Source organism: Mycobacterium sp. NPDC006124 (assembly GCF_040614235.1).
In the GTDB taxonomy this organism is placed as follows: Bacteria; Actinomycetota; Actinomycetes; order Mycobacteriales; family Mycobacteriaceae; genus Mycobacterium.
In genome coordinates this window covers 452279-467243 of record NZ_JBEXUA010000004.1, presented here as the reverse complement: position 1 = coordinate 467243, position 14965 = coordinate 452279, and the positions used below count along the sequence as shown (strand labels likewise).

Here is a 14965-nt window from a genome sequence, read left to right as displayed (position 1 = left end):
GCAGGGCCACGTATTCGACAGTACGCCGGGCCGGGCCGGGCTATCTTCCTGACGAAGGCGACGGAAGGGTGACGGCGATGGCCGAGCTGATCTCGCTGAACGTCGGTCTTCCCGCCGACGTCGACTGGCACGGCCGGGTGGTCCACACCGGCGCCTGGAAGGCCCCCGTCGACGGACCCCGAATGGTGCGGCGGCTCAACGTCGACGGTGACGGCCAGGGCGACCTCGGCGGACACGGCGGCGAGAACCGGGCCGTGCTGGTGTATCAGCTGGACTCCTACCGGCACTGGAACGCCGAATTCGGTCGCGACGACCTGAGGCCCGGCCACTTCGGCGAGAACTTCACCGTCGACGGTCTGCCCGACGACGAAGTCTGCATCGGCGACCGCTACCGCATTGGCGACGCGGAGTTCGAGGTCACCCAGCCGCGAGTCACCTGCTACCGCGTCGGCATGCGGGTGGGCGTGCCGAGCATGGCCGCGCTGTTGGTGTCGCACCGTCGGCCCGGTTTCTACCTGCGCGTGCTTACCGAGGGCGAGGTGTGCGCCGGCCAGGAGGTCGAGAAGATCGCCTCGGGTCCGCAGGAGGTGACCGTCGCCGAGATCGACGCCCTGCTGTACCTGCCCGGACATCCCCGGGACGGCCTCGACCGCGCGCTGCGGGTGCCCGCGCTGAGCCCGGGGTGGAAGACCTCGCTGCAGAGCCTGGCCGCACAGACCGACGGGGCGGCGGGCAACACCGGGCTGAGCGCGGTGGCCAGTGCCCCGCCGCCGGCGTGGACGGGCTTTCGGCCGCTGCGCGTGACGGCGATGCGCGAGGAGAGCACCGACGTCCGCTCCCTGACACTCGCCGACCCCGACGGCGGCCGGTTGCCGGCGTGGGCGCCCGGGCAGTCGATCACCGTGCGTCTGTACCCCGATCCCACGGGCGGGGCGGTCCTGCGCAACTACTCGCTGTCCAACCCGCCCGGTGCGGGGAGCTACCGGATCGGGGTCAAGCGGGAACCGCAGGGCCGCGGCAGCGGGTTCCTGCACACCGGGGTGCGGGTGGGCGACCTCGTCGACGTCGCCGCCCCGCGCGGCACGTTCGCACTGCCCCCGGCCGAGGATCCCGACGGGCCGCCGGTACTTCTGGTCTCCGCGGGCGTCGGCATCACCCCGGTGCTCTCGATGCTGCACGCGCTCGTCGCGGCACGCTCGACCCGCGAGGTGTGGTGGTTGCACGGCGCGCGGGACGGCGCGGCCGACGCGTTCGCCGCGGAATGCCGCGAGCTGATCGGCACGCTGCCCGGTGGCCGGTCACACGTGTTCTACAGCCGGCCGACCGACGCCGACCGGATCGGCGTCGACTACACCGGCGCCGGCCGGATCTCGGCCGAGGCGGTCGAGACCCTCGGACCGCCCAGGGGCGCCGAGGCCTACCTGTGCGGTCCGGTCGACTTCATGACCACGCTGACGGCCGCGCTGGCCGCCTACGGACTGGCGCCGAGCCGCATCCACAGCGAAACCTTCGGTGCCACGGCGGCTCTCACGCCGGGCATCGCCTCTGGCCCGTCGGTGCCGCCGCATCCGCCGGCGGGCGAACCGGGCCCGGGACCCGACGTCGGCTTCGCGCGCAGCGGTCTCACCGTGCCCTGGGGGCCCGACTACCCAAGCCTGCTGGACTTCGCCGAGGCGTGCGACGTGCCGACCCGGTGGTCGTGCCGGACGGGCGTCTGCCACAACTGCGAGACGGCCGTGATGTCGGGTTCGGTGCGCTACGACCCCGAACCACTCGAACCGCCCGCCGAGGGCAACGTGCTGATCTGCTGTTCGACGCCCGACGGTGAGCTGGTGCTCGACCTGTAGTCGTGGCTCACGTTCGGCGCAGCGTGTCCCAGTCGTGCTCGTCCTCCAGCGCGGCGATGGCCTTGCCGGTGCGCTCCTTCATCACGAGGGTGAAGACCACGCCGATCACCACGGCGAGCAATAGCGCGACCCAGGAGAACCGGGCCAGCCACTTCTCGGCGGCCAAGCCGAGGTAGTAGACGACCGCCGTCGTGCCGCCCGCCCAGACCACCGCCCCGGTGGCGTTGGCCGCCAGGAACTTTCGGTACGGCATCTTCAGCGCCCCGGCCAGCGGTCCGGCGAAGATGCGCAGTAGCGCGATGAAGCGACCGAAGAACACCGCCCAGACGCCCCACCGGGTGAAGAGTTGCTTGGCCAAGGCGACGTGGCCGGGGCCGAAGTGCTTGGGAAACCGACGGCCCAGCCGCTCGAACAGGCCCATGCCGTAGCGGTGCCCGATCGAATAGCCGATGGTGTCGCCGACGATGGCACCGATGGTGGCGGCCGCCGCGACGCCGACGGGGTTGACGTCCAGGGTGTGCCGCGAGGCCAGCAACGCCGCGCTGACGAGGGCGATCTCGCCGGGCAGCGGGATGCCGAGACTCTCCAGGCCGATCACGAATCCGACGACGAGGTACACCGCGATCGGCGGGATGGTTTCCAGCAGGGCGTCGACGCTCACGCGCCTAGGATGCCCTACCGCGATGCGGGGGGAGGGACGATCGCGGGGCGAATAGAGTCGCGAGGCATGGCCGACTACCGCTTCGTGACGTACGAGACCTTCGACGAGGGCACCATCGCCCGGATCATGCTGAACCGACCCGACCAGCGCAACGCCCAGCAGCGCGGCCTGCTCGTCGAACTGAACGAGGCGTTCCTGGCGGCCGAGGCCGACGACGACGTCCGCGTGGTGATCCTCGGCGGTCACGGACCCATGTTCTCCTCCGGTCACGACCTCGGCTCCAAGCAGGCGCTCGCCGAGTACGCGCCGGGACCAGAGCAGCACCCCAGCTTCGGCTCCGGCGGCGCCACCCGCCAGGGCGCGGAGAAGCTGATGCTGCAGGAGTGGCACCACTTCTTCCAGAACACCCTGCGGTGGCGGAACCTTCGCAAGATCACCGTGGCGCAGGTGCACGGTGACGTCTACGCCGCGGCGCTGATGCTGATGTGGTCCTGCGACCTCATCGTCGCCGCCGAGAACACCAGATTCGCCGACGTCGTCGGCACCCGGCTGGGCATGTGCGGTGTCGAATACTTCGCCCACCCTTGGGAATTCGGGGCCCGCAAGACCAAGGAGCTGATGCTGACCGGGGACACCCTCTCGGTCGACGAGGCCTACGCGCTCGGCATGGTGTCCAAGGTCTTCCCCCAGGACCAGCTCGCCGACCGCACGCTGGACTTCGCCAGGCGCATCGCGAAGGTGCCGACGATGGCGGCGCTGCTGGTCAAGGAGTCGGTCAACCAGACCCAGGACAACCAGGGCTTCTACAACTCGCTGAACGCGTGCTTCACGATGCACCAGCTCAACCACAGTCACTGGACCCAGCTGCACGGCGGCGGCTTCCCCGTGGCCAACGAGTCCGACGGCGTTCCCAACTGGCGGGCGGCGCCGCCGGTGGTGCCCTCGGTCAAGGACCAGGTGCGCTACGAGGGAACCGAGCAGATCGATGCGTGAGACCGTGCGTGAGACCGTCGTCGTCGGAGCCGTCCGCACGCCGGTGGGCAAGCGCAACGGCGGCCTGTCCGCCCAGCACGCCGCCGACCTGTCGGCCGTTGTGCTCACCGAACTCGCCGAACGCACCGGCGTCGACCCGTCGGTGGTCGACGACGTGATCTGGGGCTGCGTCTCCCAGGTCGGCGACCAGTCGAGCAACATCGGCCGCTGGTCGGTGCTGGCCGCGGGCTGGCCGGAACACATCCCGGGCACCACGGTGAACCGGGCCTGCGGATCCAGCCAGCAGGCCCTCGACTTCGCGGTGCACGCGGTGATGTCGGGTCAGCAGGACGTCGTCGTCGCAGGCGGCGTGGAGGTGATGAGCCGCGTACCGTTGGGATCGGCACGGGCCACCGGCCAGCCCTATGGGCCGAAAGTGCTTGCCCGCTATGACGACTTCGCCTTCAACCAGGGCATCTCGGCAGAGCTGATCGCGGCCAAGTGGGACCTGTCCCGCGCCCGTCTGGACGAGTACTCCGCACGGTCGCACGAACGCGCCGCCGCCGCGCAGGACGCGGGCGCGTTCACCGATCAGATCGTGCCGGTGTTCGTCGACGGCGACGTCATCACCGCCGACGAGGGCATCCGCCGCGGCACCACGGTGGAGACGCTGGCCGGGCTGACACCCGCCTTTCAAGACGACGGCGTCATCCACGCGGGCAACTCCTCGCAGATCTCCGACGGCGCAGCCGCCTTGCTGGTGACCACCGCGGAGAACGCCGTCGCCCTGGGCCTCACCCCGCTGGTGCGCTACCGGGCGGGCGCGGTGACGGGGGCCGACCCGGTGCTGATGCTGACCGGTCCGATCCCGGCGACGGCGAAGGTGCTGCACAAGGCGGGCGTCGGCGTCGACGAGGTCGGCGTGTTCGAGGTCAACGAGGCGTTCGCGCCGGTGCCTCTGGCGTGGCTGGCCGAGACCGGGGCCGACGAGGCCCGCCTCAACCCGCTCGGGGGCGCGATCGCCCTGGGTCACCCGCTCGGCGCCTCGGGGGCGGTGCTGATGACGCGGATGATCCACCACATGCGCGACAACGGAATTCGCTACGGGTTGCAGACCATGTGCGAGGGCGGCGGTACGGCCAACGCCACCCTCGTCGAACTCATCGGCTGAGCGTCACCCGTTGCCGACCTCCAGTTCGATGAACTCGGCGTACTTGGCGCGCGCGGCGTCGCGCCTGCGCGGGATCCACTGCGTCGGCCAGACGTCGTCGCTGGCGCGGTAGTCGCGCAGCACCTGCTTGGCGACGGTGGTGCGGTGCACCTCGGTGGGGCCGTCGGCCAGCCCCATCACGCCCGCGGCGGTCACCATGGCGAGGAACGGCATCTCGTTGGTGACACCGAGGGCACCGTGGACTTGCATTGCGCGCCAAGCGATGTCGTGCAGCACCGTCGGCATCACCACCTTGACTGCGGCGATGTCCTTGCGCACCACCTTGTAGTCGTCGAACCTGTCGATCCGCCACGCGGTGTAGAGGACCATCAGTCGGAATTGCAGCAGCTGGGCATAGGAGTCGGCGACGTAGCCCTGGACGGCCTGCTTGTCGGCCAGCAGGCTGCCCGCCGTCTCACGGCTCAGGGCGCGCTCGCACATCATGTCGAGAGCCCGTTGCGCCAGGCCAATCGTGCGCATGGCGTGGTGGATTCGGCCCCCGCCCAGGCGGGTTTGCGCGATGGCGAAGGCCTGTCCCTCGCCGCCGAGGAGCGCCGAACCCGGCACCCGCACGTCGTCGTAGTGAATCAGGGCGTGTGAGCCCTCACCCTCGGGTTCGCCGTGCAGGCCGGCGTTGCGCACGATCTTCACGCCGGGGGTGTCGGTCGGCAGCAGGAACATCGACATGCCTTCGTACGGGCTGACGTCGGGGTTGGTCACGACCATCACGATCAGGAAGGCAGCGGTACTTGCGTTGGAGGAGAAGTACTTCCAGCCGTTGATGACCCAGTCGTCGCCGTCGCGCACGGCGCGGGTGGTGAATCGGGTCGGGTCGGCGCCGCCCTGCGGTTCGGTCATCGAGTAGCTCGAGAACAGTTCGCCGTCCAGCAGTGGCCGCAGGTAGCGCTCCTTCTGCTCGGGTGTGCCGAACTGCGCGATGATCTCGGCGTTGCCGGTGTCGGGCGCTTGGCAACCGAAGATGACCGGCGCCCATTGCGACCGGCCGAGGATCTCGTTGAGCAGGGCGAGCTTGAGCTGACCGTGGCCTTGGCCGCCGTACTCAGGTCCGAGGTGGGTGGCCCACAGGCCTCGTCGACGCACCTGCTCCTTGAGCGGGTCGACGACCTTGCGGCGCGTCTCGTCGAGTGGGGTGTACTGCAGATGCGGCCAGATCAGGTCCAAGGGTTCGACCTCGTCGCGGACGAACGCGTCTGCCCAGTCGAGCGATTCCTGGTATTGCGGGTCAGTCTCGAAGTCCCACACGGGGTCACCTCGCCCATCTTGGATTGGGGTGGTCGAACCAGGGGCGAGCATAGCGCCGGGCGGCACACTGGAGCCATGACCGGACGCCGCGCCGCCGCCCTGGCCTTCGGTCTGTTGGCGCTGTGTGCCGGCGGGTTGCAGCTGTGGGCGTTCGCGGCCGGCGGCTCGCCGCGGCACCTCGTGCTGGGGCTGTTCGCGGCCGCGGTGGGCGTCACCGTGCTGGCGGTGGCGGTCTCGCGCGGAGGTCCCCGCTGGCCGGGCGAGCGCCGTTAGCCGTCCTCGGGTTGGGACAGATAGGCGACCAGGGCCGAGGTCAGGGTCTCGCGGGCCACGTCGAGATCGGCGTAGGACCCCAGGCGGCGTTCCGACGCCAGCCCGCGCATCGCGCCCGGGATCAGGGTGGCCACGCCGCGCACGCGGTCGGGTGCGAGTTCGAGATCGGCGAACGCGCGCTGACACGTCTCGAGCCAGCTCTTCTCCCACGAGGCGAGTTCCGCGGCGGTGAGCGGGTAGAGCCGCTCGAGTTCGGCGGGCTCCCGGGGGAGCGCGGCCCGCAGGTTCTCGATGGCACGCGAATCCGTGGACGACAGACCGCGATACAGCACGTCGACGATGTGGCCGACACGGACGCGCAGCGACGTGTCGGGCTCCACCGGCCCGCCGAGCAGGCCGGCCCGTCGTTCGGCGGTGCGGTGCAGGACCGCGGCCCAAAAGCCGTCGACGTCACCGAACTGGTACTTCACGGTGCCCCAGGTGGCGCCGACGTCCTTGGCGATGCGGTTGGCCGACACCGACCCGGGTTGGCCGGAGGCCAGCGACGTCAGCGCGGCCTCGAGGATGTTCTCGCGGGTGGCGAGGCCGCGGCGGTTGGTGCGCCGCCCCAGACTGCCCGCGTCGGTCACCCGGAAATCATAGAACCCTCTATTAATCTTTGATAGAGCCATCTATCATTCTGCGTCGAAGGAGGCGCCATGGCGAAGCCGCCGCTGTCGATGAAGCCAACCGGCTGGTTCCAGGTGGCCTGGTCCGACGAGATCGCCGTCGGCGAGGTGCGGACCATGAAGTACTTCGACCAGGAATTGGTCGCCTGGCGGGCCGAGTCCGGCCGGCTCACCGTGATGAACGCCTACTGCGAACACCTGGGCGCCCATCTCGGTTTCGGCGGCACCGTCGTCGGCGAGGTGCTGCAGTGCCCGTTCCACGGCTGGCAATGGAGCCAGGAGGGACGCAACGTCTGCATCCCCTATGAGGATCGACCCAATCGCGGCCGCCGGATCACCTCCTATCCGGTCACCGAACGCAACCAATCCGTCTACGTCTGGCACGACGTCGAGGGTCGTGCCCCGTTCTTCGAGGCGCCCGACGTGTTCGCCAGCTTCGGCGGTGGCGCCACGCAGGACCACTACTACCCCCAGCAACGGCTGTTCCGGCCGGGCCTGGAGCTGCATCCGCAGTACGTGCTGGAGAACGGCGTCGACTTCGCGCACTTCAAGTACGTCCACGGCACGCCGATCGTCCCGGTGTTCACCCGGCACGACTTCGCCGACGCGGTGTCCTACGTCGACTTCACGATCACCTTCGAAGGGGACGACGGACAACGGATCGAAGACGTCGACAGTGGTGTCGAGGCCGTCAACGGCGGGCTCGGAATCGCGGTCACCAAGAGCTGGGGGATGATCGACAACCGCACCATCTCGGCGATCACGCCGGTCGACGAGTTCACCTCCGACGTGCGGTTCATGGTCTACATCGGCCGGCCCACCAAGGTCGTTCGCGATCCTGACCGGGCCCGCGTGAAGGCCCAGGAGTTCGGCGACGAGGTGATCCGCCAGTTCAGCCAGGACGTCCACATCTGGGCTCATCAGCGGTATTCGGACCCGCCGGCGCTGGCGAACTCCGAACAGCAGGGGTTCACGGCGATCCGCACGTGGGCCAAGCAGTTCTACCCCGACGGCAGGGGCGGCAGCGCCGCCGAGTTGAACGCAGCATTGGCGGCCGCAGACGAAAGGCACACGTCATGACCACTCCCATTACCGTCTTCCAGGTGGCCACCGGCAACGTGGGCAGCGAGATGATCAAACGCATCCAGACCCGCGACGACCTGAAGCTCGTTGGCGTGCATTGCTATTCGCCCGACAAGATCGGTCGTGACGTCGGCGAGCTCGTTGGCATCGGGCCCGTCGGGGTCACCGCCACCGGCAGCGTCGACGACATCATCGCCGCCAAGCCCGACGTGCTGACCTTCCACGGGGTGTTCCCCGACGAGGAGCTCTACCTCGCGGTCCTCGAGGCCGGCATCGACGTCGTCACCACCGCCGACTGGATCACCGGCTGGCACCGCGACCACAACCATCCCCACCCGTCCGGCCGGCTGGTGTCGCAACTGCTGGCCGAGGCGTGCGAACGCGGTGGTTCGACGTTCTACGGCACCGGCATGAATCCCGGCGTGAATCAGATTCTGGGCGTTGCCTGTTCGGCCGACGTCGCCGACATCGAGAACGTCACCACGATCGAGTCCGTGGACGTGTCGTGCCACCACTCCAAGGACACCTGGATCGAGGTCGGCTACGGCCTGCCGGTGGACGATCCGTCGATCCCGGCGAAACTCGAGAAGTACACCCGCGTCTTCGCCGACAGCGTGCTGATGATGGCCGACTGCTTCGGCCTGGAACTCGACGAGGTGACCTTCAGCTACGAACTGGGTGCGTGCACCAAGGACGTCGACCTCGGCTGGTACACCCTGCCCAAGGGATCGCTCGGCGGCAACTACCTCAAGTACCAGGGCATGGTCGACGGCGTCCCCAGGGTCGAGACCCACCTGGAGTGGCAGATGACACCGCACACCGATCCCAGTTGGGACATCAAGGGCTGCTACATCACTCAGATCAAGGGTGACCCCTGCATCTACAACAAGCACATGATCTTCCCGAAGCCCGGCGTGGACCTGTCGGACCCCGACAGCTTCGCCTCGATCGGCATGACCGTCACCGGGCTGCCCGCGCTCAACGCCATCGCGTCGGTGGTCGCCGCCCCACCGGGATTGCTCACCAGCGCCGACCTGCCGCTGCGGGGATTCGCCGGCCGCTTCCGGCCGTAGCCGGGTGCGCTGTCAGGCGGTGCCCGTACCGTCGGCGGCATGACTGAAGCCAAGCGCGCCGACCTGGTGCTCTCCGGTGGCGGCGTCAAGGGCGTCGGGCTGGTGGGCGCCGTCGTCGGACTCCTCGACGCCGGATACCGCCCGCAGCGCATCTCCGGCACGTCGGCGGGATCCATCGTCGGGGCCGTGGTGGCCGCCGCCACCCACACCGGGGCGATGACCGGAACCCAAGTCAAAGAGCTTGCGCTACAGATCGACTACTCGAAGTTCCTCGACCCGGGTCCGGTGGAACGGGTGCCCCTTCTCGGGCCGTCCCTGGCCTTGCTGCGCGGGTCGGGAATCTACCGGGGCGACTACATCCACGACTGGATTCGCGCCCACCTGGCCGACCTTGGCGTGCGAACCTTCGGCGATCTGGCCGTCGACGACGCCGAGTTGCCCCCGGAACAGCGGTACCGCCTCGTGGTGACCGTCGCCGACGTCACCACCGGGCAGTTGGTGCGTCTGCCGTGGGACTACCGCAGGGTCTACGGCCTCGATCCCGACGAGCAGTCGGTGGCCGACGCCGTCCGGGCGTCGATGTCCATCCCGTTCTTCTTCCGCGCCGTGGAGTTGACCGCCGCGTCGGGACTGACCTCGACACTGGTGGACGGCGGCCTGCTGTCGAACTTCCCGCTCGACTCGCTGGACCGCACCGACGGCTTGGCGCCGCGATGGCCGAGCTTCGGCGTCACGCTCCTGCCCAACCTGCCCATGGGCAACGACAAGGCCATCCCGGCGCTGGCCGCGCTGCGGGTGCTGAACGCGCCGCACCTGCTGGAGGAGGTCATCACCACCATGCTCGTCGGCCGCGACCAGGCCTACCTGAACCAACCGTGGGTCAACGCGCGCGCCATTCGCGTCGATTCGACCGACGTCGGCTTCCTCGACTTCGACATCACCGACAACGAGGTGGAGGCCCAGTACCTCAAGGGTTACGCGGCGGCGGAGGACTTCCTCGCCACCTGGGACTGGGCGGCGTATCTGCGTCGCTTCCGCTGATCGTCGCTACTGTCTCGACGATGAGCTCGACGACGAAGCAGTACGCACTGGTGCCGCTGGTCCAGGCCGAGGACGTCGCCGCCGCCACGACGCCGGTGGCGGGGGAGGCGCCACTGGCGCGGGTCGTCCGGTCGGTGCACCACGCGGTGGCCCAGGAAGACGTGGTGGTGGCGACGTCACCCGCGCTGGTGACGGCCGTCGAGGAGTGCCTACGAGTGGCGGACCTGGCGACGGGGGTCGCCGTCACCCGCGGGCCGGGGTCGCGCCGTCACGTGATCCGGGCCGGTCTGGAGTATCTCGACGTCGCGCCGCACGCGTCGGCGTCGGTGTTGATCTGCGATCACCGGTATCCGCTGTCCTCGGGCGTGGTCGCGGACGCGGTGCTCACCGCGCTTGCCGGCGGCGGTGAGGTGGTGGTGCCCGTCCTGGCGGTCACCGACACGGTCAAGACCGTCGACGAGCTGGGCTCGGTGCTGAGCACGGTCGACCGTGCCTCGCTGCGGACGGTGCAATACCCGCGGGGCTTCACCGCCGTGACGCTGTGGCAGCTGGTCACCGAAGTCGAGCCCACCGCACTCGAGGGTCTCGACGAGTTCGAGGCGGCCCTGCGTGCGGGGCTCGAGGTGGGTGTCGTCGCCGGCGACCCCGGCGCGATCCGGGTGGAGCTGCCGCGCGATGCGCACCTGCTCGAAGCCGTCATCGCGGGCCGCTGCGACTGATCCTGTCCTGCAGGAGGCGCTCGGCGAGCTGAACGTCGGGGGCGAAGGTGACCTTGAGATTGGTTGCGGCCCCGGGAAACACGTGAACGTCGACGTCGGTGTAGTTCTGCACGCACGACGCGGTGTCGGTGCCGTCGAAGCTGCCGCCCGCCGCGGCGAGGTAGGCCGCCAGCAGCGGCCGGGCCCGAAATGCCTGCGGTGTCTGAACCCGGACGAGCGTGCCCTTGGCCGCCGACAACCGGCCGTCCGCGTCACCGGCCACCACGTCGGCGGCGGGGAGTACCGGGATCGCGCCGCCCCGGGCGCGGGCCGTCGTCACCGCGGTGTCCATCATCGCCGGCGTCGCCAGCGGGCGCGCGGCGTCGTGCACGAGGACGACGTCGACTGCGCCGGCCTCGATGTCGGATGCCAAGTGGTGCAGCACGTTCTCCTCCGAACCGTGGCGGGTGTCGCCGCCCTCGACCAGTTCGACGTCGAGCTGGGGCACCTCAGCGGCGAGGGTCGCGGCGGCCAGGGCGCGTTCACCGCGCCGGAACACCAGAATCGTGCGGGTGACGGTCGTGGCGCGGGCCACCGCCTCCACCGACCAGGCCAGCATGCTGCGCCCCGCCAACGGCAAATAGGCCTTGTTGCCGTCGGCGCCGACCCGCGCCCCCATGCCCGCGGCGAGGACCACCCCGACGGCGGCCTGCGTGGGCTCCCGCATCGGGATCATTCCGCGAGGTCGAATGCCTTGACCACCTTCGTCGGTCGGACCCGCACCACGAGCTCCCCGGGCACGCCGTTGCGGCGCCCGTATTCCTGCGCCTTGTCGGCACCCATGTAGCGGCCACCGGTACGGGTCGCGACGGCGACCAGGTCGTCGGGATCCTCGCTGATCTCCGCGACGCCCTGCACCTGGACGAACGAGTACGGCGGATGCGGATCGTCGACGCACAGCACCACCCTGGGGTCGCGTCCCAGCGCGCGGCCCTTGGCGGTGTCCTTGCCGGTGTTGAAGACCAGGGCCCCGTCGTCGACCACGAACCACACCGGCGCCACCAGCGGCCGGCCGTCGGCCGCCACGAAGCCGAGCATCGCGGTGCGGGTGCCCTCGGACAGGAAGGCGATCACGTCATCGGAGAGTTCGTCCACGGTGACCACGGTAGGCGTCCGCCCTGAAATTGACAGGAACAGTTTGACGGCCTACATATATTGAGCGCGGCGTTCCGCCCGCATGTGGCGTCACTCGTGCCGACGACGCCCGGGCATTCGACATCAAATGGGGGGCCGGTGACCTCGAATGAGTGAGACGGGCCCGGCACGCTCGAAGATCGCCCACTTCATCCGCGCGTTCGCCCCGTTCATCGTGCTCGGCTGGTTCGCGCTGACGGTGGTATCCAACGTGGCGGTGCCGTCGCTGGAGACCGTCGGCGAGGCGCACACGGTGTCGATGAACGCCAAGGACGCGCCGTCGATGCTGTCCATGCAGGAGATTGGCGCGACATTCAAGGAGTTCAGCTCCGACAGCAACGCGATGATCATCCTGGAGGGGGACGAGCCGCTCGGCGCCGACGCCCACCGGTACTACGACGAGCTGGTCAAGAAGCTCGAGGCCGACACCGCCCACGTTGAGCACATCCAGGACTTCTGGGGCGACCCGCTGACCGCGTCGGGTGCGCAAAGCAACGACGGGCTGTCCGCCTACGTCCAGGTCTACCTGCACGGCAACATGGGCGAGACCCTGGCCAACGACTCGGTGAAATCGGTGCAGAAGATCGTCGCCGACACCCCCGCCCCGCCGGGGGTGAAGACCTATGTCACCGGCGGGTCGGCGCTGGTGTCGGATCAAACCGAAGCCGGCAACACCAGCATCCTCATCGTCACGATCATCACGCTGGTGGTCATCGCGCTGATGCTGGTGCTGGTCTACCGCTCCGTGGTCACCATGCTGCTGGTGTTGTTCATGGTGTTCATGGAGCTAGGTGCCGCCCGCGGCATCGTCGCCGTCCTCGGCTACTACCAGATCATCGGGTTGTCCACGTTCGCGACGAGCCTGCTGACCCTGATGGTCATCGCCGCCGGCACCGACTACGCGATCTTCCTGATCGGCCGCTACCAGGAGGCGCGGGGCACCGGTGAGGACCGGGAGGCGTCCTATTACTCGATGTTCCACGGCACCGCGCACGTGGTCCTGGGGTCCGGTCTGACCATCGCCGGGGCCATGCTGTGCCTGAGCTTCACCCGGCTGCCGTACTTCCAGACCCTCGGCGTGCCCTGCGCGGTCGGCACCGTCGTGGCCGTCATCGCGGCACTGACACTGGGGCCCGCCGTGGTCACGATCGGCAGTCGGTTCCGCCGCATCTTCGAACCCAAGCGGGCGATCCGGTCCCGCGGCTGGCGCCGGCTCGGCACCGCGATCGTGCGCTGGCCCGGTCCCATCCTGGCCGCCACGATCGCCCTCGCGCTGGTTGGCCTGCTGGCCCTGCCGAGTTACAAGACCAGCTACGACAACCGCAGGTATCTGCCCGCCGACATGCCGGCGAACGTCGGCTACGAAGTGGCCGACAAACACTTCAACGCCGCCCGGATGAACCCCGAGCTGCTGATGATCAAGAGCGATCACGACCTGCGGACCTCGGCGGACTTCCTCGTCATCGACAAGATCGCCAAGGCGATCTTCCACACGCCGGGCATCTCGCGGGTGCAGACGATCACCCGCCCCGACGGCAAGCCGATCAAGCACAGCACCATCCCGTTCCAGATCAGCATGCAGGGCACCGCCTCGAAGCTGAACGAGAAGTATCAGCGGGACTCGTTCGCCAACCTGCTGCAGCAGGCCAACGACATGCAGACCATGATCGACACGCTGACCCGCATGCTGGCGCTGATGGACGAGCTCTCGGCCAACATCAACGAGATGGCCACGAAGATCACCGAACTGGCCGCGACCGTCGGTGAGCTGCGCGACAGCATCGAGAACTTCCAGGACATGTTCCGGCCCCTCAAGGCGTACGTGTACTGGGAGCCGCACTGCTACGACATCCCGCTCTGCGTCACCGGGCGGGGGATCTTCGACGCGCTCGACGGCACCAGCTCGCTGACCGATCAGATCGGCGGCCTGGTCACCGACACCCAGAAGCTCGCCGCGCTGACGCCGCAGCTGGCGGCGACCCTGCGCCCACAGCTCGAGCAGCTGCGGTCGGTCAAGCAGATGCTGCTGACCACCTACCAGGTGCAGATGGGCTTCCAGAACCAGCAGTCGGCGATGTCGGAGAACGCCACCGCCATGGGTGACGCGTTCGACGCCGCCCGCAACGACGACACGTTCTATCTGCCACCAGAGATCTTCTCCAACAAGGACTTCAAGCGGGGGATGAAGAACTTCATCTCACCCGACGGGCACGCCGTCCGCTTCATCATCAGCCACGAGGGCGACCCCGCGACGGTCGAGGGCATCTCCCACATCGACGCCATCAAGCAGGCGGCCAAGGAAGCCATCAAGGGCACCCCGCTGGAGGGCTCCTCGATCTACCTGGCGGGTACCGCGGCCACCTACAAGGACATGCGGGACGGATCGTTCTACGACCTGCTGATCGCCGGGATCTCCGCGGTCACGTTGATCTTCATCATCATGCTGATCATCACCCGGGCGCTGGTGGCCGCGGCGGTGATCGTCGGTACGGTGCTGCTGTCGCTGGGCGCCTCGTTCGGACTGTCGGTGCTGCTGTGGCAGCACATCCTCGGCCTGGAACTGCACTGGATGGTGCTGGCGATGTCGGTGATCCTGCTGTTGGCCGTGGGGTCGGACTACAACCTGCTGCTGGTGTCCCGGATGAAGGAAGAACTGCACGGCGGGTTGAAGACCGGCATCATCCGCTCGATGGCGGGCACCGGGTCGGTCGTCACCTCGGCCGGGCTCGTCTTCGCCGCGACGATGGCCACGTTCGCCTTCAGCGATCTGGTCGTCATGGGCCAGGTGGGCACCACGATCGCGCTCGGCCTGCTCTTCGACACCCTGATCGTGCGTACGTTCATGACGCCGGCGATCGCCGCCCTGATGGGCAAGTGGTTCTGGTGGCCGACGATCGTGCGCTCCCGGGCCGCCATGCGCGTTCCGCCGCCGCCGGAGCCCGCGCCCACGCACTGACGATCTGGCGCCACCTGCGGAGTTTC

Annotated in this window: 14 protein-coding genes; 9 read left to right on the top strand and 5 right to left on the bottom strand. The window is 68.9% G+C overall.

Annotated elements, in window-relative coordinates; translation table 11 throughout:
• The first annotated feature begins 77 nt into the window (after window positions 1–77).
• Entirely contained in the window at window positions 78–1847 is a 1770-nt protein-coding gene (locus ABZ195_RS11840; RefSeq protein WP_355217779.1) for an MOSC and FAD-binding oxidoreductase domain-containing protein, read from the top strand.
• Between the two features lie 7 nt (window positions 1848–1854).
• Here ABZ195_RS11840 and ABZ195_RS11835 read toward each other — a convergent pair whose 3' ends face one another.
• Window positions 1855–2508, bottom strand: coding sequence for a DedA family protein (locus ABZ195_RS11835; RefSeq protein ID WP_355217778.1), 654 nt, complete (start codon window positions 2506–2508; stop codon window positions 1855–1857).
• 66 nt (window positions 2509–2574) lie between these two features.
• On the opposite strand from ABZ195_RS11835, the gene ABZ195_RS11830 reads away from it, so the two are divergent.
• Together ABZ195_RS11830 and ABZ195_RS11825 are read left to right on the top strand one after the other, a co-directional pair.
• Window positions 2575–3501, top strand: coding sequence for an enoyl-CoA hydratase (locus ABZ195_RS11830; protein WP_355217776.1), 927 nt, complete (start codon window positions 2575–2577; stop codon window positions 3499–3501).
• 4 nt (window positions 3502–3505) lie between these two features.
• Window positions 3506–4651: a thiolase family protein gene (locus tag ABZ195_RS11825; RefSeq protein ID WP_355217891.1), complete on the top strand. Its 1146-nt coding sequence runs from the start codon at window positions 3506–3508 to the stop codon at window positions 4649–4651.
• A gap of 3 nt (window positions 4652–4654) precedes the next feature.
• Here the strand turns inward: ABZ195_RS11825 and ABZ195_RS11820 are convergent, their stop codons facing one another.
• Entirely contained in the window at window positions 4655–5953 is a 1299-nt protein-coding gene (locus tag ABZ195_RS11820; protein ID WP_355217775.1) for an acyl-CoA dehydrogenase family protein, read from the bottom strand.
• Window positions 5954–6028: 75 nt separating this feature from the next.
• Between ABZ195_RS11820 and ABZ195_RS11815 the strand changes: the two genes are divergently transcribed.
• Complete coding sequence (locus ABZ195_RS11815) at window positions 6029–6226, top strand: hypothetical protein (RefSeq protein WP_355217773.1); 198 nt, start codon at window positions 6029–6031, stop codon at window positions 6224–6226.
• Here the strand turns inward: ABZ195_RS11815 and ABZ195_RS11810 are convergent.
• Complete coding sequence (locus ABZ195_RS11810) at window positions 6223–6855, bottom strand: TetR/AcrR family transcriptional regulator (RefSeq protein WP_355217771.1); 633 nt, start codon at window positions 6853–6855, stop codon at window positions 6223–6225. The two genes, ABZ195_RS11815 and ABZ195_RS11810, sit on opposite strands and share 4 nt — an antisense overlap.
• Before the next feature lie 69 nt (window positions 6856–6924).
• Here ABZ195_RS11810 and ABZ195_RS11805 point away from each other — a divergent pair, with 69 nt between their 5' ends.
• From ABZ195_RS11805 to ABZ195_RS11790, 4 genes are read left to right on the top strand one after another with little or no spacing between them, the layout of a single operon-like run.
• Complete coding sequence (locus tag ABZ195_RS11805) at window positions 6925–7974, top strand: Rieske 2Fe-2S domain-containing protein (protein ID WP_355217770.1); 1050 nt, start codon at window positions 6925–6927, stop codon at window positions 7972–7974.
• A complete protein-coding gene (locus tag ABZ195_RS11800) occupies window positions 7971–9050 on the top strand; it encodes a dihydrodipicolinate reductase (RefSeq protein ID WP_355217768.1) in 1080 nt (359 codons plus the stop codon). The genes ABZ195_RS11805 and ABZ195_RS11800 overlap by 4 nt, the downstream gene beginning before the upstream one ends.
• A gap of 39 nt (window positions 9051–9089) precedes the next feature.
• Window positions 9090–10091, top strand: coding sequence for a patatin-like phospholipase family protein (locus ABZ195_RS11795; protein ID WP_355217766.1), 1002 nt, complete (start codon window positions 9090–9092; stop codon window positions 10089–10091).
• A gap of 20 nt (window positions 10092–10111) precedes the next feature.
• Entirely contained in the window at window positions 10112–10810 is a 699-nt protein-coding gene (locus tag ABZ195_RS11790; RefSeq protein ID WP_355217764.1) for a 2-C-methyl-D-erythritol 4-phosphate cytidylyltransferase, read from the top strand.
• Here ABZ195_RS11790 and ABZ195_RS11785 read toward each other — a convergent pair.
• Together ABZ195_RS11785 and ABZ195_RS11780 are read right to left on the bottom strand one after the other, a co-directional pair.
• Entirely contained in the window at window positions 10788–11525 is a 738-nt protein-coding gene (locus tag ABZ195_RS11785) for a 2-C-methyl-D-erythritol 4-phosphate cytidylyltransferase (protein WP_355217763.1), read from the bottom strand. The two genes, ABZ195_RS11790 and ABZ195_RS11785, sit on opposite strands and share 23 nt — an antisense overlap.
• Window positions 11522–11944: a PPOX class F420-dependent oxidoreductase gene (locus ABZ195_RS11780; protein WP_355217762.1), complete on the bottom strand. Its 423-nt coding sequence runs from the start codon at window positions 11942–11944 to the stop codon at window positions 11522–11524. Before ABZ195_RS11780 ends, ABZ195_RS11785 begins: the two co-directional genes overlap by 4 nt.
• Before the next feature lie 148 nt (window positions 11945–12092).
• Between ABZ195_RS11780 and ABZ195_RS11775 the strand changes: the two genes are divergently transcribed.
• Complete coding sequence (locus ABZ195_RS11775) at window positions 12093–14939, top strand: MMPL family transporter (protein WP_355217761.1); 2847 nt, start codon at window positions 12093–12095, stop codon at window positions 14937–14939.
• The last annotated feature ends 26 nt before the right edge of the window (window positions 14940–14965 follow it).